At 62.1% G+C, this 25,239-nt stretch carries 22 protein-coding genes and 1 pseudogene; 16 read left to right on the forward strand and 7 right to left on the reverse strand.

The genetic code is table 11. The features are described 5' to 3' along the window. The first annotated feature begins 364 nt into the window (after nt 1-364). The 3 genes from PCOSP_RS05350 (at nt 365) to PCOSP_RS05360 (ending at nt 1,311) form a co-directional block, all read left to right on the forward strand. On the forward strand, nt 365-550 hold the full coding sequence (locus tag PCOSP_RS05350) for a hypothetical protein (protein ID WP_041024818.1): 186 nt from the start codon (nt 365-367) through the stop codon (nt 548-550). Between the two features lie 114 nt (nt 551-664). After that, on the forward strand, nt 665-910 hold the full coding sequence (locus PCOSP_RS05355) for an AbrB/MazE/SpoVT family DNA-binding domain-containing protein (protein ID WP_139646055.1): 246 nt from the start codon (nt 665-667) through the stop codon (nt 908-910). Further along, nucleotides 910-1,311 carry a type II toxin-antitoxin system VapC family toxin gene (locus tag PCOSP_RS05360; protein ID WP_047702114.1) on the forward strand — a complete coding sequence of 134 codons (402 nt, stop codon included), beginning with the start codon at nt 910-912 and terminating at the stop codon, nt 1,309-1,311. The genes PCOSP_RS05355 and PCOSP_RS05360 overlap by 1 nt, the downstream gene beginning before the upstream one ends. A gap of 58 nt (nt 1,312-1,369) precedes the next feature. Here PCOSP_RS05360 and PCOSP_RS05365 read toward each other — a convergent pair whose 3' ends face one another. The 7 genes from PCOSP_RS05365 to PCOSP_RS05395 form a co-directional block, all read right to left on the reverse strand. Continuing rightward, on the reverse strand, nt 1,370-2,794 hold the full coding sequence (locus PCOSP_RS05365) for a gamma-aminobutyraldehyde dehydrogenase (protein ID WP_464710495.1): 1,425 nt from the start codon (nt 2,792-2,794) through the stop codon (nt 1,370-1,372). A 129-nt stretch (nt 2,795-2,923) separates the two neighbouring features. Next, nucleotides 2,924-3,742, reverse strand: coding sequence for an ABC transporter permease (locus PCOSP_RS05370; RefSeq protein ID WP_139646059.1), 819 nt, complete (start codon nt 3,740-3,742; stop codon nt 2,924-2,926). After that, complete coding sequence (locus PCOSP_RS05375) at nt 3,732-4,676, reverse strand: ABC transporter permease (RefSeq protein WP_464710496.1); 945 nt, start codon at nt 4,674-4,676, stop codon at nt 3,732-3,734. Before PCOSP_RS05375 ends, PCOSP_RS05370 begins: the two co-directional genes overlap by 11 nt. Nucleotide 4,677: 1 nt before the next feature. Beyond that, a complete protein-coding gene (locus PCOSP_RS05380) occupies nt 4,678-5,715 on the reverse strand; it encodes an ABC transporter ATP-binding protein (protein WP_139646063.1) in 1,038 nt (345 codons plus the stop codon). A 231-nt stretch (nt 5,716-5,946) separates the two neighbouring features. Further along, complete coding sequence (gene ydcS / locus PCOSP_RS05385; protein WP_139646065.1) at nt 5,947-7,098, reverse strand: putative ABC transporter substrate-binding protein YdcS; 1,152 nt, start codon at nt 7,096-7,098, stop codon at nt 5,947-5,949. An 85-nt stretch (nt 7,099-7,183) separates the two neighbouring features. After that, nucleotides 7,184-8,641, reverse strand: a complete 1,458-nt coding sequence (locus PCOSP_RS05390) for a gamma-aminobutyraldehyde dehydrogenase (protein ID WP_139646068.1) — start codon at nt 8,639-8,641, stop codon at nt 7,184-7,186. A 141-nt stretch (nt 8,642-8,782) separates the two neighbouring features. Beyond that, a complete protein-coding gene (locus tag PCOSP_RS05395) occupies nt 8,783-9,697 on the reverse strand; it encodes a LysR family transcriptional regulator (protein ID WP_464710497.1) in 915 nt (304 codons plus the stop codon). A gap of 186 nt (nt 9,698-9,883) precedes the next feature. On the opposite strand from PCOSP_RS05395, the gene PCOSP_RS05400 reads away from it, so the two are divergent. The 13 genes and pseudogenes from PCOSP_RS05400 (at nt 9,884) to PCOSP_RS05460 (ending at nt 25,204) form a co-directional block, all read left to right on the forward strand. Further along, on the forward strand, nt 9,884-10,603 hold the full coding sequence (locus tag PCOSP_RS05400; RefSeq protein ID WP_139646072.1) for a tellurite resistance TerB family protein: 720 nt from the start codon (nt 9,884-9,886) through the stop codon (nt 10,601-10,603). A 342-nt stretch (nt 10,604-10,945) separates the two neighbouring features. Continuing rightward, nucleotides 10,946-12,568 carry a methyl-accepting chemotaxis protein gene (locus PCOSP_RS05405; RefSeq protein ID WP_175385120.1) on the forward strand — a complete coding sequence of 541 codons (1,623 nt, stop codon included), beginning with the start codon at nt 10,946-10,948 and terminating at the stop codon, nt 12,566-12,568. Next, on the forward strand, nt 12,568-13,104 hold the full coding sequence (locus PCOSP_RS05410; protein ID WP_175385119.1) for a chemotaxis protein CheW: 537 nt from the start codon (nt 12,568-12,570) through the stop codon (nt 13,102-13,104). The genes PCOSP_RS05405 and PCOSP_RS05410 overlap by 1 nt, the downstream gene beginning before the upstream one ends. Further along, nucleotides 13,101-14,362, forward strand: a pseudogene (locus tag PCOSP_RS05415) (CheR family methyltransferase). The gene PCOSP_RS05410 and the pseudogene PCOSP_RS05415 overlap by 4 nt, the downstream one beginning before the upstream one ends. Beyond that, the gene (locus PCOSP_RS05420) at nt 14,362-15,033 is read left to right on the forward strand and encodes a chemotaxis protein CheW (protein WP_464711873.1); all 672 of its coding nucleotides are present in this window, start codon (nt 14,362-14,364) and stop codon (nt 15,031-15,033) included. The pseudogene PCOSP_RS05415 and the gene PCOSP_RS05420 overlap by 1 nt, the downstream one beginning before the upstream one ends. Then, nucleotides 15,030-17,282, forward strand: coding sequence for a hybrid sensor histidine kinase/response regulator (locus PCOSP_RS05425; protein ID WP_175385116.1), 2,253 nt, complete (start codon nt 15,030-15,032; stop codon nt 17,280-17,282). The genes PCOSP_RS05420 and PCOSP_RS05425 overlap by 4 nt, the downstream gene beginning before the upstream one ends. Beyond that, nucleotides 17,279-18,289 (forward strand): chemotaxis response regulator protein-glutamate methylesterase, encoded by a 1,011-nt coding sequence (gene cheB, locus PCOSP_RS05430; protein WP_139646086.1) that lies wholly within the window; start codon nt 17,279-17,281, stop codon nt 18,287-18,289. The genes PCOSP_RS05425 and cheB overlap by 4 nt, the downstream gene beginning before the upstream one ends. Before the next feature lie 45 nt (nt 18,290-18,334). Further along, complete coding sequence (locus PCOSP_RS05435) at nt 18,335-19,336, forward strand: response regulator (protein WP_139646088.1); 1,002 nt, start codon at nt 18,335-18,337, stop codon at nt 19,334-19,336. Between the two features lie 287 nt (nt 19,337-19,623). Continuing rightward, a protein-coding gene (gene prfB, locus PCOSP_RS05440; protein WP_139646090.1) for a peptide chain release factor 2 occupies nt 19,624-20,719 on the forward strand; the annotation gives its coding sequence in 2 pieces (ribosomal slippage) (nt 19,624-19,695 and nt 19,697-20,719; 1,095 coding nt in all). A gap of 107 nt (nt 20,720-20,826) precedes the next feature. Further along, entirely contained in the window at nt 20,827-22,329 is a 1,503-nt protein-coding gene (gene lysS, locus PCOSP_RS05445) for a lysine--tRNA ligase (protein ID WP_464710499.1), read from the forward strand. Nucleotides 22,330-22,444: 115 nt separating this feature from the next. Next, a complete protein-coding gene (locus tag PCOSP_RS05450; protein WP_217505338.1) occupies nt 22,445-23,149 on the forward strand; it encodes a TetR/AcrR family transcriptional regulator in 705 nt (234 codons plus the stop codon). A gap of 174 nt (nt 23,150-23,323) precedes the next feature. Further along, complete coding sequence (locus tag PCOSP_RS05455) at nt 23,324-23,875, forward strand: hypothetical protein (RefSeq protein ID WP_139646096.1); 552 nt, start codon at nt 23,324-23,326, stop codon at nt 23,873-23,875. A 51-nt stretch (nt 23,876-23,926) separates the two neighbouring features. Next, complete coding sequence (locus tag PCOSP_RS05460; RefSeq protein WP_047702097.1) at nt 23,927-25,204, forward strand: flavohemoglobin expression-modulating QEGLA motif protein; 1,278 nt, start codon at nt 23,927-23,929, stop codon at nt 25,202-25,204. The last annotated feature ends 35 nt before the right edge of the window (nt 25,205-25,239 follow it).

The following is a 25,239-nucleotide window of genomic DNA, read 5'->3' on the forward strand; positions in this document are numbered from 1 at the left end:
TACGACCTTTCTCGAAACAATCCCCAGCCGTTCCTGGCAACAAGGACTGATAAAACTGATAAAGGAGTTCGGACATGCCTTTGGCCAAACAACGTTAGAACAGATGCTTGATAACCGGATCGGTTCACCGAGGCGCAAAATCATAGGGGATACGTCGACGGCTGAGAAAGGAAAGCGTGGCTTGGTTAAATTTTCTTACAGATATTTCTTTTTTCTCGGAGACATCTGCATTTTTTTGACTAATTACTCTAAAACTGCCTCCTCGCTGTGTGAATCGCCCCTATTCTTTAGCTTGGCAAAGGGGTTCCGTCCGCGGGCCCGGCAGGCTCCGGGAATCAATTCGACGTACACAAGGACACTGTTCATGACGAAACTACAGGGCATTGCCGAAATGCTGGGGCTCTTTCCATGCCTGCACAACGCGCGCCGGACGCGGCGCCTTAGCCTGGAGGAACTGCGACTGGTGGAACGCTACCGCGAGCTGTCGGAAAACGACCGGATCGCCATGCGTTACCTGGTGGATGCGATGAGGAGTGTTTCGCGGTTTTGAAATGCCGCATTTTCCCAAGAGGCAAAGCGCGTTTGCCTACGATCAGCGGCGGTTGCAGGTTCGTACTTGAAGTATTACTTTTCTTGTTGAGGTAATACATCGAAGGAGAAGACAGTGTCGACGACAATGACAAGTAAGGGGCAGGTCACCATTCCCAAGCCCATTCGCGATGCGTTGCACCTGATTCCAGGTTGTGCGGTCGAGTTCAGTGTTAACGCACAGGGAGAAGTGGTGCTGCAGGCCGGTAAGCCTCGAACCGCAGAAAAAGCGGTTCGCGATCGCTTCGAAGCTGCCCGTGGCAAGGCGGATATCAAGTGGCGCACCGATGAGCTGATGGCGCTGTTACGAGGTGACGATTGATGGTGTTGGTCGACACCAACGTGTTGATTGATGTTCTGGAAGACGACCCTGTTTGGGCTGACTGGTCCATCCAGCAGTTGCGTGCCCAATCCCAGATCCATGACCTCGCCATCAACCCGATTGTCTATGCCGAACTCTCCCAGACTTTTTCCACTTTTGAAGCATTGGATGAGGCTGTTACTGAACTGGGTCTGTTGATGCTGGAGATACCTCGACCGGCGTTGTTTTTGGCCGGCAAGGCTTTTGTGCGCTATCGCAAGGTAGGTGGCGGAAAGACTAATGTACTGGCCGATTTTTTCATTGGCGCCCATGCCGCTGTGAAGGGCCTGACTTTGTTGACCCGGGATGCCAAACGTTACCGCAACTATTTCCCCTCGGTCGAATTGATAGTGCCTTACTGACCCTCGCCTGACCACGACCAGGTTTGTTGCCCGGTCGTGGTGTGATGGGCTCTTCGGATCAATGTTTGAACATCACATGCCGCACCACCGTGTAGTCCTCCAGCCCATACATGGACATGTCCTTGCCATACCCGGAATGTTTCTGACCGCCATGGGGCATTTCGCTGACGAGCATGAAGTGGGTATTCACCCAGGTGCAGCCATATTGCAAGCGTGCCGACAGGCGATGGGCCCGACCGACGTCTCGGGTCCATACCGATGAGGCCAGGCCATAATCCGAATCGTTGGCCCAGTCCAGCACCTGCGCTTCATCGAGGAACGGGGTGACGGACACCACCGGGCCGAAGACCTCCCGGCGCACGATCTCATCGTCCTGCTGGGCATCGGCCAGTACCGTCGGTTCGAAGAAGAACCCGTTGCCGTCCACGGCCTTGCCACCGGTGATCAAACGGATATGTGGCTGGGCGATGGCGCGTTCGACGAGCCCGGCCACGCGGTCGCGATGCTGGGCGGTGATCAGCGGGCCCATCTCGGTGTCCGGTGCGGATTGCAGGCCGTACTTGATGCTGCCCACCGCGGCGCCGAGTTTTTCGACGAACTGCTCATAGATACCTCGCTGGGCATAGATGCGGCAGGCCGCGGTGCAATCCTGGCCGGCATTGTAGAAACCGAAGGTGCGGATGCCTTCCACGGCGGCGTCGATGTCGGCGTCGTCGAAGATGATCACCGGGGCCTTGCCGCCCAGTTCCATGTGGGTGCGTTTGACGCTGTCGGCGGTGCTGGAAATGATGTGCGAACCGGTGGCGATGGAGCCGGTCAGCGAAACCATGCGCACTTTCGGGTGCGTGATCAGCGGCTGGCCGACGGTCTGCCCACGACCGAACACCACGTTGAGTACGCCCGCCGGGAAAATCTCCGAGGCCAGTTCCGCCAGACGCAGCGCCGTCAGGGGCGTCTGTTCCGACGGCTTGAGCACAACAGTATTGCCGGCGGCCAGGGCCGGGGCGATTTTCCAGGCAACCATCATCAGTGGATAGTTCCAGGGCGCGATGGAGGCAATGACGCCCACCGGGTCGCGACGGATCATCGAGGTATGCCCCGGCAGGTACTCGCCCCCCGCCGAGCCGTTCATGCAGCGACTGGCGCCGGCGAAGAAACGGAACACGTCGGCAATGGCCGGAATCTCGTCGTTCAGGGCGGCGCTCAGGGGTTTGCCGCAGTTGTCCGATTCCAGCTTCGCCAGTTCTTCGCCATGGGCTTCAATGGCGTCGGCCAGTTTGAGCAGCAGCAGGGAACGGTCCTTGGGTGGGACCTGCGACCAACTGTCGAAGGCGTCATCGGCGGCGCGCACGGCGGCGTCGACCTGGGCTTCGCTGGCTTCGTTGATTTCCACCAGCACCCGACCCAGCGCCGGATTGAACACGGCCTGTCCAGGACCTTCGCCATTCACCAGGCGACCGTTGATCAGCAGTTTGGTTTGCATGTCCATGTCCTCTCAAGTTGTTGTTTTTTGTGGGAGCGAGCCTGCTCGCGAAGGCGTTCCATCAGGCAACCCTTGCACTGACTGGAGCACCGCTTTCGCGAGCAGGCTCGCTCCCACATGGGGTCATCGCTATTTCCCCCCGCTCCCCGCCACGCTCTCACCCCCACGGGTCAGGTAATAGGCGCCCAGTATCGGCAGCATGGTCACCAGCATCACCAGCATGGCGACGACGTTGGTCACCGGCACGTCGCGGGGGCGGCTGAGTTGGTTGAGCAGCCAGAGCGGCAGGGTGCGTTCATGGCCGGCAGTGAAGGTGGTGACAATGATTTCGTCGAACGACAGCGCGAACGCCAACATGCCGCCGGCCAGCAATGCCGAGCCAAGATTGGGCAGGATGATGTAGCGGAAGGTCTGCCAGCCATCCGCCCCCAAGTCCATCGAGGCCTCGATCAGGCTGTGGGAGGTGCGGCGCAGCCGGGCGATGACGTTGTTGTAGACGATCACCACACAGAAGGTCGCGTGACCGACGACGATGGTGAACATGCCCGGTTCGATTCCCAGGGTCTTGAACGTGGCCAGTAACGCAATGCCGGTGATGATCCCTGGCAAGGCAATGGGCAGGATCAGCATCAGCGAGATGCCCTGCTTGCCGAAGAAGTCGCGGCGATACAGCGCTGCCGAGGCCAACGTGCCGAGCACCATGGCGATCAGTGTGGCGATGGTCGCGATCTGCAACGACAGCTTGATCGCCTCCAGCACGTCCGGACGGGCGAAGGCCACGCTGAACCATTTCAGGGTCATGCCCTGGGGCGGGAAGCTGAACGCGGCATCCTCAGTATTGAAGGCATAGAGGAAGATGATCAGGATCGGGAAGTGCAGGAACACCAGCCCGCCCCAAGCCGCGATGCGCAAACCCCATGAAGCCCGGGATGAAGAATCAGAGTGCATCGAAAGCCCCCAGGCGCTTGACGATAGACAGGTAAATGGCGATCAGCACGATGGGCACCAGCGTGAAGGCGGCGGCCATGGGCATGTTGCCGATGGCGCCTTGCTGGGCGTAGACCATGCTGCCGACGAAGTAGCCCGGCGGGCCCACCAGCTGGGGCACGATGAAATCCCCCAGGGTCAGCGAGAAGGTGAAGATCGAGCCGGCGGCGATGCCCGGGACCGACAGCGGCAGGACCACTTGCATGAACGTCTGGCGGGGCCTGGCACCCAGGTCCGCCGAGGCTTGCAGCAGCGAGGGCGGCAGTCGCTCCAGGGACGCCTGGATCGGCAGGATCATGAACGGCAGCCAGATATAGACGAATACCAGGAAGCGTCCCAGGTGCGAAGTGGACAGCGTGCTGCCGCCGACGCCGGGGATTTCCAGCACGAACTGCAACACCGGCCCCAGGCCCAGGTGCTGTATGAACCACTGCGCCACGCCGCCCTTGGCCAGCAACAATGTCCAGGCATAGGCCTTGACGATGTAGCTGGCCCACATGGGCAACATCACCGCGATGTAGAAAAACGCCTTGGTCTTGCCGCTGGTGTAGCGCGCCATGTAATAGGCGATGGGAAACGCGACGACGGCGCTGGCGATGGACACCGCGATGGCCATGCTCACGGTGCGCAGGATGATGTCGAAGTTCGACGGTTGGAACAGTGCCGCGAAATTCGCCAGGGTCAGGTCCGGCGTGACCGCCATGGTGAAATCGTCGAAGGTGTAGAAGCCTTGCCACAGCAAGGTCAGCAGCGAGCCCAGGTAGATCGCGCCGAACCAGATCAGCGGCGGTACCAGCAGCATCGACAGGTACAGGTTGGGCCGTCGGTACAGCAGGTTGGAAAACCGTCGCAGCGAACCCGGTGCAGGTGTCCGGGGGAGAGCCAGTGTATTCATCTCAGGCCTCGCCGCCGACAGTGTCGTGCAGGGTAATCATCGCCTCGCGGGCCCAGCGGACCCTGAGCTGCTGGCCGGTCTGGTGCTGAGCGCTGCTGTCGGCCCACTGAGTGTTGGCCTGACTGAGGTTCAGGATCTGGCCGTTTTCCAGCTTCAGCTCGTAGCGGGTGGCGCTGCCCTGGTATTGAATGTCGTGAAGCCGCCCTTGGACTTCGATCTCATTGCCGCTCAACGGGCCCTCGGCGAAACGCACGTGTTCCGGGCGGATCGAAAACGGCTGTGGATAACCGCTCAGCTGCCGCGCCAGTTCACCACGAATCACGTTGGAGGTGCCGACGAATTCCGCGACGAAGGTGGTCGCCGGTTTCATGTACAGGTTGCGCGGCGTATCCACCTGTTCGATGCGGCCCTTGTTGAACACCGCCACCCGGTCGGACATCGACAAGGCCTCGGTCTGGTCATGGGTGACGAAAATGAAGGTGATGCCCAACTGGCGCTGCAGTTTCTTCAATTCGCCTTGCATCTGTTCGCGCAGCTTCAGGTCGAGGGCGCCAAGGGGTTCGTCCAGCAGCAAGACCCGCGGGCGATTGACCAGCGCACGGGCCAGGGCGACGCGCTGGCGTTGGCCGCCGGAGAGCTGCACCGGTTTGCGTTCGCCATAGCCGCCCAGGGCCACCATCTCCAGCGCTTCGTCGGCACGTTTGATTCGCTCGGCCTTGGCGACGCCTTTGACTTTCAAGCCGTAGGCCACGTTGTCGCGTACGTTCATGTGGGGAAAGAGGGCGTAATCCTGGAACACCGTGTTGACGTCCCGTTGATAGGGCGGCAGCCCGGCGGCCTCCTCGCCATGGATGCGGATGGAACCGGCGCTCGGCTGTTCGAAACCGGCAATCAGCCGCAGGCAGGTGGTCTTGCCCGACCCGGAGGGGCCCAGCATGGAAAAGAACTCGCCGTCCTCGATGTCGATGGAGACCCGGTCAACGGCCTTCACCTCGCCGAATTGACGGGAAACCTGGGTGAACTGGACTGCGAGTGTCATGGGGCGGTGCTCCATAAAGCGGTGCGGCATGAAATTTCAATGATGGGAACACTGTCCTGTGGCGAGGGGATTCATCCCCGCTGGGCTGCGAAGCAGCCCCTGAATCCCACCAACTCGGTTTGTCAGGTGAATTCAGTAGACTGCTTTGGGGCTGCTTCGCAGCCCAACGGGGATGAATCCCCTCGCCACAAAGGCAGTGTTCATCGCCACTTTCGTGGCGAGAGACTGACCTTACCGCCCGCCCATGATCGCGATGTAATCCTGGGTCCAGCGGCTGTACGGCACGAACTTGCCGCCCTCGGCCTGTGGGGTTTTCCAGAAGGCGATCTTGTCGAACTGGTCGAAGCCATTGGTCTTGCACCCTTCGGCCCCCAGCAGCTCGCTGCCCTGGCACGCTGCAGGCACTGCCGGCAAGGAGCCGAACCATGCTGCCACGTCACCCTGGACCTTCGGTTGCAACGACCAGTCCATCCATTTGTAGGCGCAGTTGGGGTGCTTGGCTTCGGCGTGGAGCATGGTGGTGTCCGCCCAGCCGGTGGCGCCTTCTTTCGGAATGGTCGAGGCGATCGGTTGTTTTTCGTTGATCAGGCCATTGACCTGATACGGCCAGGCACCGGACGCCACCACCCCTTCGTTCTTGAAGTCACTCATCTGCACGGTGGTGTCATGCCAGTAGCGGTGGATCAACGGTTGCTGGGCCCGCAGTAGCTCCAGCACGGCCTTGTATTGGGCTTCGTCGAGTTGATACGGATCCTTGATGCCCAGCTCGGGCTTGGCGGTCTTGAGGTACAGCGCCGCATCGGCGATGTAGATCGGACCGTCGTAGGCCTGCACGCGGCCCTTGTTCGGCTTGCCATCGGGCAGGGCCTGGGCGCTGAACAACACGCTCCAACTGGTGGGGGCCTGCTTGAATACGTTGGTGTTGTACATCAACACGTTCGGTCCCCACTGATATGGCGTGCCGTAGGTCTGCTGGTTGACCACGTACCACGGCGCGTCCTTGAGGCGCGGATCGAGGTTCTTCCAATTGGGGATCAATGCAGTGTTGATCGGTTGCACCCGCTTGCCGGCGATCAGTCGCAACGAAGCATCGCCCGAGGCCGTGACCAGGTCGTAGCCACCCTTGCTCATCAGGCTGACCATTTCGTCGGAGGTCGCGGCGGTTTTCACATTGACCTTGCAGCCGGTTTCCTTCTCGAAACCGGTCACCCAATCGTAGGCCTTGTCGCTTTCGCCTCGTTCGATGTAACCCGGCCAGGCCACGATATCCAACTGGCCTTCGCCCTTGCCAACGGTCTTGAGCGGTTCGGCGGCCTGGACGCTGAGGCTGGTCAGCAGCGCCAGGGTGATTGCACTGAGCAATACGGTGTTGTGCGCGTACATGGGAATCCCTCTTGCTTTAATTATGGTCGGGGCAGTTTTTCAATGGTGAAGCGCCATGGATGGCCTGTTATCAGCGTAGTGCTGTTTATAGATGCTGGCCGTGACGGGCCATGATGTGGCGTACCACGCTGTAGTCCTGGAGCGAGTCACTGGACAGGTCCTTCCCATAGCCCGAGCGCTTCAGGCCGCCGTGGGGCATTTCGCTGACCAGCATGAAGTGACTGTTGATCCAGGTGCAGCCGTATTGCAGGCGCGCCGCCACCTGCATCGCCTTGTCCAGGTTCTGGGTCCATACCGAGGATGCCAGGCCGTATTCGGAATCGTTGGCCCAATCCACCGCCTGGCTGAGTTCGTCGAAGCGGGTCACGGTGACCACCGGGCCGAACACTTCGCGCTGGACGATTTCATCGCTTTGCTTGCAGCCGGCCAGCAAGGTCGGTTGGTAATAGAAGCCGGCACCGGAATGCACCGCCGCGCCGGTGATGCGTTCGATGTGCGGTTGGCCGAGGGCGCGTTCGACGAAACTGGCGACGCGGTCGCGCTGGCGGGTGCTGATCAACGGGCCGATTTCGTTGTCGGCGTCGCGTTTGCCGGCAAAACGCAGGCTGCTGACTGCCGTACCGAGTTCGGCCACCAGCCGGTCGTGAATGGCGCCCTGGGCGTAGATCCGGCAGGCCGCGGTGCAATCCTGGCCGGCGTTGTAATAGCCGTAGGTGCGCACGCCATCGACCACCGCCTGGATGTCGGCGTCGTTGCAGACGATCACCGGGGCCTTGCCTCCCAGCTCCAGATGCGTGCGTTTGAGGGTTTTCGCCGCAGCCTGGAGGATTTTCTGGCCGGTAACGATATCGCCGGTCAGCGAGACCATGCGCACCTTGGGATGGCTGACCAGATGGCTGCCGACCCCTTCGCCGCCTCCGCAGATGACGTTGATGACACCCCGTGGCAGGATCTCGGCCAGCAGTGGCGCCAGGGCGAGGATGGACAGCGGCGTGTGTTCCGAGGGCTTGAACACCAGGGTATTGCCAGCGGCCAGGGCCGGGGCGATTTTCCAGGCGGCCATCATGATCGGGTAATTCCACGGGGCGATGGACGCGACCACGCCGATAGGGTCGCGACGCACCATGCTGGTGTAGCCGGGCAGGTACTCACCGCTGAGCTGGCCGGTCTGGCAGCGCACGGCGCCGGCGAAGAAACGGAACACATCCACTGTGGCACTGAGGTCGTCCTGCCGCGCCAGGTGCAATGGCTTGCCGCAGTTCAGCGATTCGAGACGGGCCAGGTGATCGGCATGCTTTTCGACGGCGCCGGCGATCTCCAGCAGCAGGTTCGAGCGTTGTTGCGGGGTGGTGCGCGACCATCCGTCGAAGGCGTGGTGGGCGGCCAGGATCGCTGCCTCGACCTGCTCGATGCTGGCCTCGGCGATATGGGCCAGTACCTCGCCGGTGGCCGGGTTGAGGATTGGCTCGACAAATCCCTCGCCGGAGACAAGCTCCCCATCGATCAGCAACGCGGTGCACAGTGGAGTTTGCGTGCCAGCCATGTCCGATTTCTCTTTTTATCGGTTGAAACACAGAACCTGTGGGAGCGAGCCTGCTCGCTCCCACAGGGATCGTGGTGATGCCGCAAGACTAGTGCGCGGCCTCCGGGTCGACAAATTCTAAATACTCAAGTCTGCATTCGATTAAATAGATGGCTTGCGTCCGCCCTGGGGTTGCTCCCGGGCGACGGTCAGGAATGGATCGACCAGCGCCGGTCGTGACGTGCCGCGGCGCCAGGCCAGCCCGACGTCGAGGGTCTGGTTGAGGTCGGCGATCGGACGCGCTTCGATGATGTCGCCCTCCAGTGACCAAGGGCGGTACGTCATGTCCGGTTGGATCGACACCCCCAGTCCCGCCGCTACCAGGCTGCGTACCGCTTCGGTCGAGGCGGTGCGCAACGTGATCTTCGGTTGCAGGCCTGCGCCACGCCACAGGCGCTGGGCGTTGCGCTCCATCTCATCGACGTTCAGTTGGATCAACGGCTCGCAGGCGACATCCGTCAAGTTGATGCTGTCGTGCTCCAGCAGCGGGTGCTGCGCCGGTAGCCACAAGCGGTGCGGAGAGTGGGTCAGTACTTCGGTCTGCAAGGCATGGCGGTCTTCGAGGTTGGACAGGATGAGCACGCCGACGTCGATTTCACCGCTGACCAGCAGATGTTCGATATAGGGCCGTTCGTCTTCCATCACGCGGATCAACACATTCGGGTAGGCACGTTGGAAGCGGGTCAGCAGATCGGCCAGGTAATAGCCGGCGACCAGGCTGGTCACTCCGACGGTCAGATGGCCGGCTACCTGGTCGGTGCTTTGCTGCAGGCTGCGCTTGGCGTTGTCGACGGTGGCGAGGATCAGGTGGGCCTGGCGCAGGAACTGATGCCCTTGATGGGTCAGGGTCATGCCCTTGGCATGGCGGTTGAACAGGCTGACACCGATCTCCTGTTCCAGTTGCTGGATGGCCAGGGTCAGGGTGGACTGGGAAATGAACGCGGCTTGCGCAGCGGCGGAAATCGAGCCGGTCTCGGCTACGGCGATGAAATGGCGGATCTGACGCAGGGTCATCATGGGCGAATACCCGGTGGGCTGTTTTTATCGATGTTCTGCAGTGTATATCGTTTTTTCTGAAGGGTTGCCGAAGCGCTCTGAGAGGCGAGCAACATCTCGAAGCACTCTCGCCGCCGACTTCGGGCACTTTCGATTTAGGCTGGTGGCCTTGCGAATCCGGTTACCCGAACACGTGGAGGCAGCGAAATGAACACCCGTGGACTACTCGATCAGTTACTCAGGTCCGGCCAGGACCTGTTGCAGAACAAGGCGGGCGGCGCGCAGAACAAGCCGGCCGGTGGGCTTGGTGACCTGCTGGGGGGCAAGGCCGGGTCGGGCGGGCTTGGCGGCCTCCTTTCCGGTGCCGGCGGCGGTGCATTGGCGGCGGGTGCCATGGGGTTGCTGCTGGGTAACAAGCGAGTCCGCAAGACCGGCGGCAAGGTTGCGCTCTACGGCGGTCTCGCCGCGCTGGGCGTGATCGCATACAAGGCCTACGGCAACTGGCAGGCACAGCAGGGCCGCGCGCCGCAAACGGAACCCCAGACCCTGGACCGCATCCCTCCGGCACAGGTCGAGCAGCACAGCCAGGCCATCCTCAAGGCTTTGGTGGCGGCGGCCAAGGCCGACGGTCATGTGGATGAGCGTGAGCGGCAGTTGATCGAAGGCGAATTCACCAAGCTCGACAGTGACCAGGAACTGCGGCACTGGCTGCATGCCGAGCTCAACAAGCCCCTGGACCCCACCGACGTCGCCCGCGCCGCCGGCACCCCGGAAATGGCCGCGGAAATGTACATCGCCAGTGTGATGCTGGTGGACGAAGAGAACTTCATGGAAAAGTCCTACCTCGATGAGCTGGCGCGGCAGCTCAAGCTGGAGCCTGGGTTGAAGGTCGAGCTGGAGAATCAGGTGCGACGGGCTGCCTTGTAGATAACGCCTGACAAACACCATTCTCCTGTGGGAGCACAAACCTGTGGGAGCAAAGCTTGCTCGCGATTGCGGTAAGTCAGTCTGTAGCAATGTTGACTGTTCTGTCGTTATCGCGAGCAAGCTTTGCTCCCACAGGTTTCAAGCTTTGCTCCCACAGGTTTGTGGCTTAACTGACTGGCATCAGGGCTTGCCCGCGATGGCGGCGGCACATTCAATACAGGTGCACGCTGACCCACCGCTTTCGCGAGCAAGCCCGCTTCCACAGTGGTGGCATCCAACATCAGCACACCACGCCCCTCGGCTATACTCCCCAGCATTTCGAAGTCTCCCCGAGGTTTTACTGTGAAGAACTGGACGTTGCGCCAACGCATCCTGGCGAGTTTTGCGGTGATCATCGCCATCATGCTGCTGATGGTGGTTGTCTCGTATTCGCGGTTGTTGAAGATCCAGGACGGTGAAGAGCGGGTACGTACCGATGCAGTGCCTGGGGTGTATTACAGTTCCATGATCCGCGGGGGCTGGGTCGACAGCTACGTCCTGACCCAACAGATCGTCGGCCTCTCGGGCAACCGGGAAATCACCGCCGAGGACAAGGCCCGCTACCAAGGCTTCGAGCAGCATCTGCGTGAAGAAATACAAAACTACCAAAAGCTGATCCAGAACCCGGCCGACCAAGCGTCTTTCGACGAGTTCGAGACCAATCACCAGGCATTCAACCTGGCGATGGCGAAAGTCCTCGACCTCTATCAGCGCAAGGATTACGAAGGTGCGCGGCGGGCACTGGACACAGAGCTGACGGCCGCCTGGATCGGCGGACGGACGCATCTGAATCACATCATCGAACGCAACCGTGAACTGGCGGAGCAGGCCACCGGGACCATAGACAAAGCGGTCTCGGCCGCCAAGGTCGCCATGGGCCTGTCGTTTATCGTCGCGATGGTCGTTGCGGTTCTCTGCGGCCTGCTGTTGATGCGCGCAATCATGGCGCCGATGAACCGCATCGTGGAAATTCTCGAGGTCATGCGCAGCGGCGATTTGAGCGGACGCCTGAACCTGGCGCGCAAAGACGAGTTCGGTGCGGTGGAAACCGGTTTCAACGACATGATGGCCGAGCTGACCTCCCTGGTGTCCCAGGCCCAGCGCTCGTCGGTGCAAGTCACCACCTCGGTGACCGAGATTGCCGCCACCTCTCGCCAGCAACAGGCCACGGCCACGGAAACCGCCGCCACCACCACGGAGATCGGCGCCACCTCTCGCGAGATCGCGGCGACCTCCCGTGACCTGGTGCGCACCATGACCGAAGTCTCCGCCGCCGCCGACCAGGCCTCGGTGGCCGCCGGTTCCGGTCAGCAAGGTCTGGCGCGCATGGAAGAAACCATGCATTCGGTGATGGGCGCCGCCGACCTGGTGAATGCCAAGCTGGCGATCCTCAACGAGAAGGCCGGCAACATCAACCAGGTGGTGGTCACCATCGTCAAGGTGGCCGACCAGACCAACCTGCTGTCCCTCAACGCTGCCATCGAAGCGGAAAAGGCCGGCGAGTACGGTCGCGGCTTCGCCGTGGTCGCCACCGAGGTACGCCGCCTGGCCGACCAGACGGCGGTAGCCACCTATGACATCGAACAGATGGTGCGCGAAATCCAGTCCGCCGTGTCCGCTGGTGTGATGGGTATGGACAAGTTCTCCGAAGAGGTCCGCCGTGGTATGGCCGAGGTGCAGCAGGTCGGCGAGCAGCTGTCGCAGATCATCCATCAGGTCCAGGCGCTGGCGCCGCGGGTGCTGATGGTCAACGAGGGCATGCAGACCCAGGCCACCGGTGCCGAACAGATCAATCACGCCCTGGTTCAACTGGGCGATGCCAGCAGCCAGACCGTGGAGTCCTTGCGTCAGGCCAGTTCTGCCATCGATGAGTTGAGCCAGGTGGCCGTGGGGCTGCGTGGCGGCGTCTCGCGATTCAAAGTCTGATGAGCGAGTTCGAGGCCAGGCGTGGCGCCGCGTCGGCGACCCGTCAAACCTTGTTCCTGATGTTTAGCATCGGCAACGAGCGCTATGCCCTGCAGGCTACCGACGTGGTGGAAGTGCTGCCACGCCTGCCTCTCAAACCGATCGCCCGGGCACCCGCCTGGGTGGCGGGTGTATTCGCCTGGCGCGGGACAGTGGTGCCGGTGATCGACCTGTGCAGCCTGGCCTTCGGCCAACGCGCCGAGGCCCGTACCAGTACGCGGCTGGTGCTGGTGCATTACCGGCCCGACGAGCAATTGCCGGGGCAGGTGCTGGGTTTGATCCTGGAGCAGGCCACCGACACGTTGCGCTGCGATCCGCTGGAGTTCCAGCCTTATGGCCTGGATAACCGACAGGCGCCCTACCTGGGCCCGGTGCGCGAAGATGCCCAGGGGCTGCTGCAATGGGTGCGGGTCAATGACCTGCTCGATGAAGCGGTCCGTGCCGTGCTGTTTCCCACGCCACCGTTGAGTCTCGATGACGTTGGGGCTCAGCCATGAACAGCGACCAGCGTTTTTTCGACTTCCTCAAGGAGCGCATCGGTCTGGATGTCACCTCCGTCGGCACCGCCATCATCGAGCGGGCCGTGCGCCAGCGCATCATCGCCGTACCTGGACGAACCGCCGATGAGTATTGGCAAAGCCTGCAGGCATCGACCCAGGAGCAGCAAGCGCTGATCGAAGCGGTGATTGTCCCGGAGACCTGGTTCTTTCGCTATCCGGAGTCCTTCGCGACCCTCGCCCGACTGGCTGTCAAGCGCCTGGCCGAAATCAGGCACTTGCGCGCCCTGCGTATTCTCAGTTTGCCGTGCTCCACCGGCGAAGAACCTTATTCAATCGCCATGGCCTTGCTCGATGCGGGCCTGGAGCCTCATCAATTCAAGGTCGACGGGCTGGACGTCAGCCCCCTGTCGATAGAGCGAGCCAGAGGCGCGCGTTTTGGCAGGAATTCGTTCAGGGGGGCGGACCTCGGTTTTCGCGAGCGCCATTTCACCCTCGACGGGGAGGGCTACTGCCTCAGCGAACGGGTCCGCGAACAGGTACGCCTGCAAGTGGGCAACCTACTGGATCCGGCACTGCTGGCGAACGAAACACCCTACGATTTTGTGTTCTGCCGCAACTTGTTGATCTACTTCGACCAGCCGACCCAACGGCTGGTGTTCGAGGTGCTCAAGCGCCTGACGCACCAGGACGGCGTACTGTTCATCGGCCCCGCCGAGGGTAGTTTGCTCGGGCGGCTGGGCATGCGCTCGATCGGGGCCGCCCAGTCGTTTGCCTTCAGCCGCCAGGGCGCTCCCGATCCTCAACCGGTGCCAGCCCTGATGCCCACGCCGTTGCCGATTCGCCAGGCACAGCCCCGCGTCGTTCCCCCGCGGTTCGACCCCGCCCGTTCATGACGAGCGTGACGCCAATCGTCGAACCGAAAAGCAGCGACGCCGCCACCTTGCTGGCCAGCATCGCCGCCCTGGCCAATGGCGGCAAAAGCGCCGAGGCCCGTGTGGCGTGCGAGCAATACTTGCGTGACCACACGCCCAACGCCCAGGTGTTCTATTGGCTGGGCCTGCTCAGCGACATGGCCGGCAGTGCGCTCGAAGCCCAGGGCTTTTATCGCAAGGCACTTTATCTTGAGCCGCAGCACGCCGAGGCCCTGGTGCATCTGGCAGCGCTGCTGGCTTCCCAGGGAGACGCGGCCGGAGCCCGTCGATTGCAGGAACGCGCCGCCCGTAGCGGACGCGCGGCTGACAGTGAGCGTAAATGATGAGCGGTTCGGCTTTCCATAACGTCATCCATGACGATGCCCAGGCAATAGACGACTGCTGGAACCGTATCGGCGTGCATGGCGACAAATCCTGCCCATTGCTGACCGAGCATATCCACTGCCGCAACTGCTCGGTGTATTCGGCCGCGGCCACCCGCTTGCTGGACCGCTATGCCTTGCAGCAGGACGACCGGGACCTGGTCCATGCGCCGGTGGAGGTCGATGTGGTGACGCGCTCGCTGCTGATGTTCCGCCTGGGCGAAGAGTGGTTGGCCCTGACCACCCGCAGCCTGGTGGAAGTGGCGCCGTTGCAAGCGATCCATTCGTTGCCGCACCAGCGTTCCCGTGCATTGCTGGGGGTGGCAAATGTGCGCGGGGCGCTGGTGGCCTGCCTGTCGCTGGTCGAGCTGCTGGGACTGGAGCCCGGCCCGACAACGGCCGCCTTCGGGCGGGTCATGCCGCGCATGTTGATCGTCGCCGCCCAGGGCGGGCCCGTGGTGGTGCCGGTGGACGAGGTGGATGGCATTCATGCCATCGACGAACGCATCCTGGCGACTGCTTCGCAGTCCGGCGGCAAGTACACCCGTGGTGTATTGCATTACAAGGGCCGCAGCCTGCGTTGGCTGGATGAGGAACAGCTACTGTCCGCCGTGACCCGGAGCCTGTCATGACCCCCGATCAGATGCGCGACGCCTCGTTGCTGGAACTGTTCAGCCTGGAGGCCGACGCCCAGACCCAGGTGCTGAGCGCTGGCCTGCTGGCCTTGGAGCGTGACCCGACCCAGGCTGACTGTCTCGAATCGTGCATGCGCGCCGCCCATTCCCTCAAGGGGGCGGCGCGGATCGTCGGCGTTGACGCCGGGGTCAGCGTGGCTCATGTCATGGAGGATTGCCTGGTGAGTGCCCAGGAGCGTCGCCTGGTCCTGAGCGCCGAACACATCGACGCCTTGTTGCAAGGAACCGACCTGTTGACGCGCATCGCCACGCCGGGCAACAACGTCGGCACGACGGACGTCGACGGCTACGTGGCGCTGATGGGACGCTTGCTGGATCCCGCCGCGCCACCGGCACCGGTCACGACGCCGCCGATGATCGAGATACCCGCCGAGCCGGTAGCCGTCGAACCGCCGGAGCCGGTCGCGCCGGCGCGCCCCAAGGGCAAGCGGGTCACCGAAGGCGGCGAGCGGGTGCTGCGGGTCACTGCAGAACGGCTCAACAGCCTGTTGGATCTGTCGAGCAAATCCCTGGTAGAGACCCAGCGCCTCAAGCCCTGGCTGGCAACGATGCAACGGCTCAAGCGCCAACAGAGCAATGGTTTGCGCGCTCTGGAAGAATTGAACGTCCACCTCAAGGACCACGCCTTGAGCCTGCAGGCCCAGGAAGCGCTCGGCGATGCCCGCCGCCTGCTCGCCGAGACCCAGCAGTTGCTGGCGCAGAAAACCGCCGAGCTGGACGAGTTCGCCTGGCAGGCCAGCCAACGGGCGCAGGTGCTGTACGACACGGCACTGGCCTGTCGCATGCGGCCGTTCGCGGATGTGCTGTCGGGCCAGGCGCGGATGGTACGGGACCTGGGGCGTAGCCTGGGCAAACAGGTGCGCCTGGAGATCGAGGGCGAGAAAACCCAGGTCGACCGAGATGTGCTGGAAAAACTCGAAGCGCCGCTGACCCATCTGCTGCGCAACGCCGTGGACCATGGCATCGAGTCCCCGGAGCAACGGCTGCTGGCCGGCAAGCCCGCCGAGGGCCTGATCCGCCTGCGCGCGTCCCATCAGGCCGGCCTGTTGGTGCTGGAGTTGGCGGACGATGGCGCGGGCGTGGACCTCGAGCGTGTGCGGCGCAGTGTCGTCGAGCGCGGGCTGTCTCCCGAACAGACCGCCGCCAGCCTGAGTGAAGAGGAGCTGCTGACGTTCCTGTTCCTGCCGGGCTTCAGCCTGCGGGACACGGTCACCGAAGTGTCCGGGCGCGGTGTCGGCCTGGATGCGGTCCAGCACATGGTCCGGCAATTGCGCGGCGCGGTGACATTGGAGCAGACGGCGGGTAAAGGCAGTCGCTTCCACCTCGAGGTGCCGCTGACGCTTTCGGTGGTCCGCAGCCTGGTGGTAGCCGTCGGCGATGAGGCCTATGCCTTTCCCCTGGCTCATATCGAGCGCATGTGCGACCTGGCGCCGGAGGACATCGTGCAGGTCGAGGGGCGCCAGCACTTCTGGCACGAAGGCCGGCATGTCGGGCTGGTCGCGGCCAGCCAGTTGCTCAATCGTCCGGCAACCCAGGACAGTGGCCAGAACCTCAAGGTGGTGGTCATTCGCGAGCGCGAGGCCATTTACGGCGTGGCGGTGGAGCGCTTCATCGGCGAAAGGACCCTGGTGGTCCTGCCGCTGGACGAACGCTTGGGCAAGGTCCAGGACATTTCCGCCGGGGCCCTGCTGGACGACGGCTCAGTGGTGTTGATTGTCGACGTCGAAGACCTGCTGCGCTCGGTGGACAAGCTGCTCGATACCGGACGCCTGGAGCGCATCGCCCGCCAGAACCAGGCCCAGGCTCCGCGCAAACGGATCCTGGTGGTGGATGACTCCCTGACCGTGCGTGAATTGCAACGCAAACTGCTGCTCAATCGGGGTTATGACGTGGCGGTGGCGGTAGACGGCATGGATGGTTGGAACGCGTTGCGTTCGGAGGATTTCGACTTGTTGATCACAGACATCGACATGCCGCGCATGGACGGTATCGAACTGGTGTCGCTGCTGCGTCGCGACAACCGCTTGCAGTCGTTGCCGGTGATGGTGGTGTCCTACAAGGACCGTGAAGAAGATCGCCGCCGTGGCCTGGACGCCGGAGCCGACTATTATCTGGCGAAGGCGAGTTTCCATGACGACGCCTTGCTCGACGCCGTGGTCGAACTCATCGGAGGAGCTCGCGCTTGAAAATCGCCATCGTCAATGACATGCCCCTGGCGGTCGAGGCCCTGCGTCGCGCGCTGGCGTTCGAGCCAGCGCATCAGTTGGTCTGGGTCGCCGCCAACGGGGCCGAAGCGGTGCAGCGCTGTGCCGAGTACACCCCGGACCTGATCCTCATGGACCTGTTCATGCCGATCATGGATGGCGTGGAGGCCACCCGGCGGATCATGGCCGAAACGCCATGCGCCATCGTGATCGTCACCGGTGACAGCCAGCAGAACGTCCATCGAGTGTTCGAAGCCATGGGCCATGGCGCGCTGGACGTGGTCGATACGCCGGCCTTGGGCGTGGGGCATCCCGAGGACGCGGCGGCACCGTTGTTGCGCAAGATCACTAACATCGGCTGGCTGATCGGCGAACGTGCCAGCCGTGAGCGTGCCACGCCGGCTGCGCCGCGTCCCGCCGCGTCGCGGAAAAGCCTGGTGGCCATCGGCTCGTCGGCCGGCGGGCCGGCCGCGCTGGAGGTTCTGCTCAAAGGCCTGCCGCTGCACTTCGCCCCGGCCATTGTGCTGGTCCAACATGTGGATGAGGTGTTCGCCGCGGGCATGGCCGAATGGCTGAGCAGTGCGTCGGGGCACAAGGTTCGCCTGGCGCAACACGGCGAACAGCCGCAAAATGGCACGGTGTTGCTCGCCGGCACCAACCATCATTTACGTCTGTTGAAGGACGGCACCCTGGCCTACACGGCCGAACCGGTCAACGAGATCTATCGGCCCTCCATCGACGTGTTCTTTGAAAGCGTCGCGAGCTTCTGGAACGGCGACGCGGTGGGCATTTTGCTCACCGGCATGGGCCGCGACGGTGCACAGGGGCTTAAACTCATGCGCCAGCAGGGCTATGTGACCATTGCCCAGGACCAGCGGAGCAGTGCGGTGTATGGCATGCCCAAAGCGGCGGCGGCCATCGATGCGGCTGCGCAGATTCTTGCGCTGGATAACATAGCGCCACGGTTGATAGAGATTTTTTCACGATGACAGCCCTCAGCAGTCCTGGCCAAAGCCGTACTCAGGTGAGCCTCCATGAATGAATTACAGCTCGACGGTTTCAAGAGCGATGAGAATGCCGCCATGGTCTTGCTCGTCGACGATCAGGCGATGATCGGCGAGGCGGTTCGGCGCGGGTTGTCGAATGAAGAAAACATCGATTTCCACTTCTGCTCCGACCCTCACCAAGCCATCGCCCATGCGATTCGCATCAAGCCGACGGTGATTCTCCAGGACCTGGTGATGCCCGGCCTCGACGGCCTGAGCCTGGTGCGCGAATACCGTAACCATCCGGCCACCCGCGATATTCCGATCATCGTCCTGTCCACCAAGGAAGACCCGTTGGTCAAGAGTGCGGCGTTTGCCGCCGGCGCCAACGATTACCTGGTCAAGTTGCCGGATAACATCGAGCTGGTGGCGCGTATCCGCTATCACTCGCGGTCCTACACGATGCTGTTGCAGCGCGACGCGGCCTACCGCGCCCTGCGGGTCAGCCAGCAGCAATTGCTCGACACCAACCTGGTGCTGCAACGGTTGATGAACTCCGATGGCCTGACCGGGTTGTCCAATCGCCGGCACTTCGACGAATACCTGGAACTGGAGTGGCGCAGGGCGATGCGGGACCAGTCCCAGCTGTCGCTGTTGATGATCGACGTGGATTACTTCAAGTCCTACAACGACAACTTTGGCCACCTGGAGGGTGACGAAGCCCTGCGCAAGGTCGCCACGGCGATCCGCGACGCCTGCAGCCGCCCATCCGATCTGCCGGCCCGCTACGGCGGCGAGGAGTTCGCCTTGGTGCTGCCCGGCACCTCGCCTGGCGGCGCCCGGTTGATGGCCGAAAAACTGCGCCAGAGCGTGGTCGCCCTGAAAATTCCCCATACCACGCCTGAAGAGGGGGCGAGCCTGACGGTCAGCGTCGGCGTCTCGACCGTCACCCCGCAACAGGGCAGCGACAGCCGACAACTGATATCAGCGGCGGATAAAGGGTTGTATATGGCCAAGCACAATGGGCGTAACCGGGTGGGCATCGAGTAAATCCCAAGGCAACAGAAAAGGCTTTTTGTGGCGAGGGGATTTATCCCCGCTGGGGCGCGTAGCGGCCCGGAAATCCGACAGCTCGGTGCGCCTGGCAGATCGAGTTGGCTATTTTGGGGCTGCTGCGCAGCCCAACGGGGATAAATCCCCTCGCCACAGGTCTGTGTTGCCTGTGGGGGCTGTGTTGAATCTCATTACCCTCCCAAGCCGCCAGGCGGGCTGCCGTCGGCGCTTGATTACGTTATACTCGCCGGCTTTCAAAAGTTCGCCAACGAGTGCTGCCCGCCATGGAAATCAACCCGATCCTTAACACCATCAAGGACCTGTCCGAGCGCTCCGAAACTATTCGGGGGTATCTTTGACTACGATCAAAAGCATGAGCGTCTGACCGAGGTCAACCGCGAGCTTGAAGATCCGAGTGTCTGGAACAAGCCTGAATACGCCCAGGAGCTGGGCCGTGAGCGCTCTGCGCTGGCGCAGATCGTCGAGACCCTGGACGAGTTGTCCAGTGGCCTGGCCGATTGCCGCGACCTGCTGGACATGGCTGTAGAAGAAAACGACGAAGGCGCGGTCGGTGACGTGGTCGCCGAGCTGACACGCCTCGACGAGGCCCTGGCCAAGCTGGAATTCCGTCGCATGTTCAGCGGCGAGATGGACATGAACAACGCCTACCTGGACATCCAGGCCGGTTCCGGCGGCACCGAAGCCCAGGACTGGGCCAACATCCTGCTGCGCATGTACCTGCGCTGGGCCGACAAACGCGGTTTCGACGCGACCATCATGGAGCTGTCGGCCGGTGAAGTCGCCGGGATCAAGGGCGCTACCGTGCACATCAAGGGTGAGTACGCCTTTGGCTGGCTGCGTACCGAGATCGGCGTGCACCGCCTGGTGCGCAAGAGTCCGTTCGACTCCGGCAACCGTCGCCACACCTCGTTCTCGGCGGTGTTCGTTTCCCCTGAGATCGATGACAAGGTGGAAATCGAGATCAACCCGGCGGACCTGCGCATCGACACCTACCGCTCCTCGGGCGCCGGTGGTCAGCACGTCAACACCACCGACTCGGCGGTACGGATCACCCACGTACCGACCAACACCGTGGTCAGTTGCCAGAACGAACGCTCCCAGCACGCCAACAAAGACACCGCGATGAAAATGCTCCGGGCCCGCTTGTACGAGCAGGAGATCCAGAAGCGCAACGCGGCATCCCAGGCGCTGGAGGACAGCAAGTCCGACATCGGTTGGGGTCATCAGATCCGTTCCTATGTGCTCGATGCCTCGCGCATCAAGGACCTGCGCACCAACATCGAACGCAGCGACTGCGACAAGGTGCTGGACGGCGATATCGACGAATACCTGGAAGCGAGCCTCAAACAGGGGCTATAACGCGACACCCATGCGGCGGGCGGGCACGCTTTTTCGAAGCGCGGCTCGCCGGCAAACTCCGGCCCCGGGGCCGGGGGCAACGAACCTGTGATGGAATCCTTAAAGACATGAGCGACCTAGAACTCGACCCGCAAGCCCTGCAACAGGAAGAAAACTCCCTGATCGCCCTGCGCAAGGAAAAGCTTGCTGCCGAGCGCAACAAGGGCCAGGCCTTCCCCAACGACTTCCGCCGCGACGCCTACTGCGACGCCCTGCAGAAGAAGTACGCGGACAAGACCAAGGAAGAGCTGGCCGAGGCGGCGATTCCAGTCAAGGTGGCCGGTCGTATCATGCTCGACCGTGGTTCGTTCCTGGTGATCCAGGACATGACCGGTCGCATCCAGGTCTACGTCAACCGCAAGACCCTGCCGGAAGAAACCCTGGCCGCCGTCAAGACCTGGGACCTGGGCGACATCATCGCCGCCGAAGGCACCCTGGCCCGTTCCGGCAAGGGTGACCTGTACGTCGAAATGACCAGCGTGCGCCTGCTGACCAAATCCCTGCGCCCGCTGCCGGACAAGCACCACGGCCTCACCGACACCGAGCAGCGCTACCGCCAGCGCTACGTCGACCTGATCGTAAACGAAGACGTGCGCCAGACGTTCCGCGTGCGCTCCCAGGTAATCGCTCACATCCGCAGCTTCCTGATGAAGCGCGACTTCCTGGAAGTCGAGACGCCGATGCTGCAGACCATCCCTGGCGGCGCGGCGGCCAAGCCGTTCGAAACCCACCACAACGCCCTGGACATGGAAATGTTCCTGCGCATCGCGCCGGAGCTGTACCTCAAGCGGCTGGTGGTTGGCGGGTTTGAAAAGGTCTTCGAAATCAACCGCAACTTCCGTAACGAAGGCGTTTCGACCCGGCACAACCCCGAGTTCACCATGCTCGAGTTCTACCAGGCCTACGCCGACTACGAAGACAACATGGACCTGACCGAGGAACTGTTCCGCGAGCTGGCGCAGCTTGTTCTCGGGACTACCGACGTGCCATACGGCGACAAGGTATTCCACTTCGGTGAGCCGTTCGTGCGCCTGTCGGTGTTCGATTCGATCCTCAAGTACAACCCTGAGCTGACCGCCGATGACCTCAACGACATCGAAAAGGCCCGCGCCATCGCCAAGAAGGCTGGTGCCAAGGTGCTCGGCTTCGAGGGCCTGGGCAAGCTGCAGGTGATGATTTTCGAAGAGCTGGTGGAGAACAAGCTGGAACAGCCGCACTTCATTACCCAATACCCGTTCGAAGTGTCGCCGCTGGCTCGTCGCAACGACGAAAACCCGAACGTGACCGACCGCTTCGAGTTGTTCATCGGCGGCCGCGAAATCGCCAACGCCTACTCCGAGCTCAATGACGCCGAGGACCAGGCCGAGCGCTTCATGGCCCAGGTGGCCGACAAGGACGCCGGCGACGACGAAGCCATGCACTACGACGCCGACTTCGTGCGCGCCCTCGAGTACGGCATGCCACCTACGGCCGGCGAAGGCATCGGCATCGATCGCCTGGTGATGTTGCTGACCAACTCACCGTCGATCCGGGACGTGATCCTCTTCCCGCACATGCGGCCTCAAGCGTAAATGTTTTCAATTAAAAAACCGCCTGGAAGGCGGTTTTTTATTGCCTGTCTGGTACAAACGTATCAATTGGTTACTTTTTTGAAATAGCGAGGAAAGACCTGTCGTGAATCGTGCAATGTCTCCAGAAGGTGCAGCGGGCGTCGCCACTGCAGTCGCTGAAAGTGTTCAGTACCAAGGCCGCAAGGCGAGCCGACAGGGCAGTGAGCAGCGTCGCCAGGAGATTCTCGATGCGGCCATGCGCATTGTGGTGCGCGATGGTGTGCGAGCCGTGCGACACCGGGCAGTGGCCGCCGAAGCGGGCGTGCCGTTGTCGGCTACCACGTATTATTTCAAGGACATCGATGACCTGCTCACCGATACCTTCGCCCAATACGTGGAGCGTAGCGCGGCGTTCATGGCCAAGCTGTGGACCAACAACGAAGGCTTGCTGCGGGAAATGGTCGCGTATGGCGATGGCAGTCCCGAATCCCGTTCGCAACTGGCCGATGACATCGCCCGGATGACCGCCGACTACGTGCAGCATCAACTGGACAGCCGCCGCGACTACCTGATGGCCGAGCAGGCCTTCCGCCAGGAAGCGCTGCTCAATCCGCGCCTGGCGGAACTGGTGCGCTCGCACCAACAGATCCTGCTGCACGGCACCTGTCAGTTTTTCCAGGTATTGGGCTCCCGTGAGCCGCAACAGGATGCCAAAGTGTTGACGGCGATTATCGGACGGATGGAATATCAGGGCTTGCTCAATGGCGCCGAGCCGGTCGCCGGTGAAGACATGCTCGGTATTTTGACCCGTTACATGCACCTGGTATTGGCGTCTGTCTGAACACACGGTCCTTGTGGCGAGGGGATTTATCCCCGCTGGGCTGCGTAGCAGCCCCAAAACTGGCGACTCAATTAACCTGAAATATTGAGTCGCGTGGTTTCAGGGCCGCTACGCGCCCCAGCGGGGATAAATCCCTCGCCACAAGGGTCCAGTCGCCAGCCATAGGGAGTTCCAATGAAAGCCTGGCGTGCCGTTGTAATGGCCATGTCGTTGCTGCTGCTCAGCGGCTGCCTGGTGTCTTTCAAGGCGCCCTTGCCCGACGCCGAGGCCGCGCCCAAGGGGTTGCTCGGGCACTGGACCAGCACCAATGCCTGGGGCGAGCCGCTGAACCTGGAACTGACGAAAGTCGGCAAGCACCGCTACCAGGCCATCAGCTATTTCAGGGCCAGGCCCCAGGAACGAGAGGCCATTCCCCTGACCGTTTCCCGTCATGGCAGCCGCTGGTACCTGTCGGCCAAGGTGCCGGCCCGGTATGGCGGGCATTTCGTGATTGCCGGTTTCGAACTGACCGACAAGCAGGAACTGGTGGTCTACAACCTGGACATGGAACAGATCAACCAGGCCATCGGCCAGAAAATCCTCAGCGGCCAGCCGAACCGGAGCGAGGAGGGCGATGGGGTCCTGGTGGACAGCGACATGAGCAGGGTCTTCAGTTATCTCGACGACCCGGCCAATTCCGATGTGTTCTCGGAAGCCGTGCGTTACCAGCGGCTCAAAGCCCAATAGACTCAACCATCAATAACAGCAGCAAGCGGACGTTTTTCACAGGAGTTCCGGGTGGACGATTACCAGCAGACGATACGCACCTTGTCCGATCGCATAGTGCTGGCGCAAACGCCGATTCGCATTCTCGACGCGGTGAAATGGGACGAGAACATCCGCAAGGGGTTCCTCAAGGCCAAGGGCAAGGAACCGCCTGCCGTGGACCGTGATTATTACCTCAACCGGCCGCTGTCCTTCGATTCCAGCAAGGTCAAGCTGGAGTTCCAGAACATCGAGCGCGACATTACCCGTCAGCTTGGGCAGTTCAACCCGGTCGGCCAGATCATGCGCCGCATGTGCAAGGAATACCGCATGGTGGTGCGCATGCTCGAAGCGCGCGGCACCGAGGACTTCGGGCTGATTTCCCAGGAGCTCTACGGCGCCGCCTCCGACGCTTTCCATGCCGGCGACCCGACCCTGTCCGACCTGGGCCTGATGCTGTCCGACTACCTGAACAACATCGATGGCCGTGGCGATTTGAAGGACGAGCCCAAGGTTCTCAGCGCCAAGGAAGCGGTCGGCCTGCTGCAGCATCGCCTCAACCGGGTCTTCGGCGAAGCCGAGGAAACCATTCGGGTGTTCGAGTCCGACGGAATCGTCGCGGACGCGGCGGCGGGGGCCGACTACATCAAGATCCGCGCCGATGCGATGTTCAACGAACGGGACGTGCGGGCCCTGGAGGTCCATGAAGGCCTTGTACACGTCGGCACGACCCTCAACGGCTTGAACCAGCCGATCTGCACGTTCCTGTCCAAGGGCCCGCCCTCGTCCACCGTGACCCAGGAAGGCCTGGCGATCCTGATGGAAATCATCACGTTTGCCTCCTACCCGAGCCGCTTGCGCAAGCTCACCAACCGCACCCGCGCCATCCATATGGTGGAGGAAGGGGCCGATTTCCTGCAGGTCTTCGAGTTCTTCCGTGAGCAGGGCTTTGAAATGGCCGAAAGCTACGGCAATGCCAGCCGGGTTTTCCGTGGCTCGGTGCCGAACGGCCTTCCATTCACCAAAGACTTGTCCTACCTCAAGGGCTTCATCATGGTTTACAACTACATTCAGTTGGCCGTGCGTAAAGGCAAGCTGGAGCAGGTGCCGCTGCTGTTCTGCGGCAAGACCACCCTCGAGGACATGCGTACCTTGCGGCAGTTGGTGGACGAAGGCCTGGTGGTGCCGCCCAAGTACCTGCCCGACCAGTTCCGCGACATGAACGCACTGTCGGCCTGGATGTGTTTCTCAAACTTCCTGAACCATCTGAGCCTGGACCGGATCGAAGCGGATTATTCCAATATCCTGTAAGCGAATGTGGGAGCGAGCCTGCTCGCGATAGCGAT

This window comes from Pseudomonas sp. MAFF 730105, from assembly GCF_055380705.1.